Source organism: Enterobacter sp. ZOR0014 (assembly GCF_000798855.1).
Lineage (GTDB): Bacteria > Pseudomonadota > Gammaproteobacteria > Enterobacterales > Enterobacteriaceae > Enterobacter > Enterobacter kobei.
The window spans coordinates 1-3,288 of the sequence record NZ_JTLF01000340.1 but is presented as its reverse complement, the minus strand read 5'-3'; the positions used below and the strand labels follow the sequence as shown (position 1 = coordinate 3,288).

Below are 3,288 nucleotides of genomic sequence, written 5' to 3'. Positions count from 1 at the left end.
CCCTCTCCCTGTGGGAGAGGGCCGGGGTGAGGGCATCAGGCCGCACCCAACTCGTTTACTCGTCCAGCAATACCACTTTTCCCACATACGGCAGATGACGATAACGCTGTGCGTAGTCGATGCCGTAACCCACCACGAATTCGTCCGGAATGGAGAAACCGACAAACTCTACCGGGACCTGCACTTCGCGACGGTCAGGTTTATCCAGCAGCGTACAAATTGCCAGTGATTTCGGCTCGCGCAGGCTCAGGATCTCGCGCACTTTAGAGAGCGTGTTACCGGAGTCGATAATATCCTCCACGATCAACACGTCTTTGCCACGAATATCTTCATCCAGATCTTTCAGGATTTTCACATCACGGGTTGTGGACATGCCGCTGCCGTAGCTGGAGGCGGTCATAAAATCGACCTCGTGAGGCACCTGCACTTCACGGCACAGGTCCGCCATGAACATGAAAGAGCCACGCAACAGACCAACCAGCACCATTTCGCTGCCGCTGTCCTTGTAATGTTCGGTGATTTGACGACCCAGTTCGGCGATACGCGCTTTGATCTCGGCTTCCGGGATCATCACTTCAACAGTATGTTTCATATTACTAACCATATGATTTTAATGAAAATCTCTCAATGCAGATGAACTCACTTCAGGCATTGATACGCAAGCCAGCCATTATATCAGCAAATGGATAAGCCTGGCGTATGAGTTATAAAAAGCAAATATTGTGATTCCGATCACACTTGTTAATACCTATAATTAGTTGCTAGCAAATTATTAACAAAAACTGACGAGTACACTTTCTATGGCTGAAACACACTCTAAACAGCCGCGTCTACTGGTGACACTAACAGCGTTATTCGCCGCCTTCTGCGGCCTGTACCTGTTAATCGGTGGCGTCTGGCTGGTCGCGATCGGCGGCTCCTGGTACTACCCAATCGCGGGCCTGGTTATGCTTGGCGTAACCGTCCTGCTCTGGCGTAGAAAACAATCTGCACTGTGGCTGTATGCAGTTTTACTCCTCGCAACCATGATCTGGGGCGTCTGGGAAGTCGGCTTCGACTTCTGGGCACTGACGCCGCGCAGCGACATCCTGGTCTTCTTCGGTATCTGGCTGATCCTGCCGTTCGTCTGGCGTCGCCTGATTGTGCCATCCCGCGGTGCCGTGGCGGCACTGCTGGTGGCGTTGCTCATCAGCGGCGGTATGCTCACCTGGGCCGGTTTTAACGATCCGCAGGAGATCAACGGGACGCTGAATGCGGAGTCTACCCCTGCGGCGGCTATCTCGCAGGTTGCTGACGGTGACTGGCCGGCCTATGGCCGTAACCAGGAAGGTCAGCGTTACTCCCCGCTTAAGCAGATCAACGCGGACAACGTTAAAAACCTGAAAGAAGCCTGGGTATTCCGTACCGGCGACCTGAAGATGCCGAACGATCCGGGCGAACTGACCAACGAAGTGACGCCAATTAAAGTCGGCAACATGCTTTATCTGTGTACGGCGCACCAACGTCTGTTCGCGCTCGACGCGGCCACCGGTAAAGAGAAATGGCACTTCGATCCACAGCTGAATTCCAACCCGTCATTCCAGCACGTGACCTGCCGTGGCGTCTCTTACCACGAAGCGCGTGCGGATAATGCGAGTCCGGAAGTAGTTGCCGACTGTCCTCGCCGCATTATGCTGCCTGTGAACGATGGCCGTCTGTTTGCCATCAACGCAGAAACGGGCAAGCTGTGCGAAACCTTCGCCAACAAAGGTATCCTGAATCTGCAGACCAACATGCCGGACACCACGCCGGGTCTGTATGAACCGACTTCTCCGCCAATTATCACCGATAAAACCATCGTGATTGCCGGTTCGGTGACGGATAACTTCTCCACGCGTGAAACCTCGGGCGTGATCCGCGGCTTCGACGTGAACACCGGTAAACTGCTGTGGGCCTTCGATCCGGGCGCGAAAGATCCTAACGCGATTCCATCAGACGAACACACGTTTACCTTCAACTCGCCAAACTCCTGGGCGCCTGCCGCGTATGACGCGAAGCTGGACCTGGTGTACCTGCCGATGGGTGTGACCACGCCAGATATCTGGGGCGGTAACCGCACGCCGGAACAGGAGCGCTATGCGAGCGCCATCGTGGCGCTGAACGCGACCACCGGTAAGCTGGCATGGAGCTACCAGACCGTTCACCACGATCTGTGGGATATGGATATGCCGTCCCAGCCGACGCTGGCGGACATTACCGTTAACGGCAAAACCGTGCCGGTGATTTACGCTCCGGCCAAGACGGGCAACATCTTCGTGCTGGATCGCAGCAACGGCAAGCTGGTTGTGCCTGCGCCGGAAAAACCGGTTCCGCAGGGCGCGGCGAAAGGCGACTACGTCTCTAAAACGCAGCCGTTCTCTGACCTGAGCTTCCGTCCGAAGAAAGACCTGAGCGGGGCAGACATGTGGGGTGCCACCATGTTTGACCAGCTGGTATGCCGCGTGATGTTCCATCAGCTGCGCTATGAAGGCATCTTCACACCACCTTCTGAGCAGGGCACGCTGGTCTTCCCGGGTAACCTGGGGATGTTCGAATGGGGCGGTATTTCCGTCGACCCGAACCGTCAGGTTGCTATCGCCAACCCAATGGCGCTGCCGTTCGTTTCCCGCCTGATCCCACGCGGTCCGGGCAACCCAATGGAACAGCCGAAAGATGCAAAAGGCAGCGGTACCGAAGCCGGTATCCAGCCGCAGTACGGCGTACCGTATGGCGTGACCCTGAACCCGTTCCTGTCACCGTTTGGTCTGCCGTGTAAACAGCCTGCCTGGGGTTACATCTCCGGTCTGGATCTGAAAACCAACCAGATTGTGTGGAAAAAACGTATTGGTACGCCACAGGACAGCATGCCGTTCCCGATGCCGGTTCCGGTGCCGTTCAATATGGGTATGCCAATGCTGGGTGGCCCAATCTCTACCGCCGGTAACGTGCTGTTCATCGCGGCAACCGCAGATAACTACCTGCGCGCGTACAACATGACCAACGGTGAGAAACTGTGGCAAGGCCGTCTGCCTGCGGGTGGACAGGCAACGCCGATGACCTATGAAGTGAATGGCAAGCAGTACGTTGTCATCTCTGCGGGTGGTCACGGTTCGTTTGGCACGAAGATGGGCGACTATATCGTCGCGTATGCGCTGCCTGACGACGCAAGGTAAAAGCAAAACGGCAACGAAAGTTGCCGTTTTTAGTGTCTGTTCCCTCTCCCCGTGGGTGTACGGTCCGGGGACATGGTAGACAGGTGTTCGGGGACAT

At 55.9% G+C, this 3,288-nt stretch carries 2 protein-coding genes; one reads left to right on the top strand and one right to left on the bottom strand.

Annotated features, from left to right (window positions below):
* Positions 1 to 55: 55 nt before the first annotated feature.
* Entirely contained in the window at positions 56 to 592 is a 537-nt protein-coding gene (hpt, locus tag L977_RS19415; protein ID WP_014882585.1) for a hypoxanthine phosphoribosyltransferase, read from the bottom strand.
* A 208-nt stretch (positions 593 to 800) separates the two neighbouring features.
* Here hpt and L977_RS19410 point away from each other — a divergent pair, with 208 nt between their 5' ends.
* Positions 801 to 3,191, top strand: coding sequence for a glucose/quinate/shikimate family membrane-bound PQQ-dependent dehydrogenase (locus L977_RS19410; RefSeq protein ID WP_032637492.1), 2,391 nt, complete (start codon positions 801 to 803; stop codon positions 3,189 to 3,191).
* Positions 3,192 to 3,288: the final 97 nt, after the last annotated feature.

What these genes read in the sequence shown, in the direction of transcription:
- hpt (WP_014882585.1), bottom strand. Translation starts at nt 592, where the DNA reads ATGAAACATACTGTTGAAGTGATGATCCCGGAAGCCGAGATCAAAGCG.
- L977_RS19410 (WP_032637492.1), top strand. Translation starts at nt 801, where the DNA reads ATGGCTGAAACACACTCTAAACAGCCGCGTCTACTGGTGACACTAACA.